Source organism: Flavobacterium nitrogenifigens (genome assembly GCF_003254565.1).
In the GTDB taxonomy this organism is placed as follows: Bacteria; Bacteroidota; Bacteroidia; order Flavobacteriales; family Flavobacteriaceae; genus Flavobacterium; species Flavobacterium nitrogenifigens.
Map to the genome: position 1 here is coordinate 1 of NZ_QJRI01000051.1, position 280 is coordinate 280.

1 protein-coding gene is annotated in these 280 nt (G+C 42.1%); it reads left to right on the plus strand.

Annotation, left to right across the window (positions count from 1 at the left end):
• Positions 1-280 (plus strand): DUF11 domain-containing protein (locus DM397_RS00220; protein ID WP_162615415.1); only part of this gene is annotated, 280 nt, incomplete at both ends.

Here is a 280-nt window from a genome sequence, read left to right on the forward strand (position 1 = left end):
AAATAATGCAGGGCCGCAAGCAACAGATGGTGTTGCTGTTACCGATTTGCTCCCATCTGGGTATACTTACGTATCATATACTGCAACAGCTGGAAGTTATAATCCAGCAACAGGCTTATGGACAGTTGGAAATATGGCAATTGCAGCCACTCACACTTTACAAATAACAGCTATAGTGAATGCTACAGGAAATTATGTAAATGTAGCTGAAGTCACAGCAAGCAGCCAGCCTGATCCAGATTCTACTCCAAACAATGGGGTTACAACAGAAGACGATTAT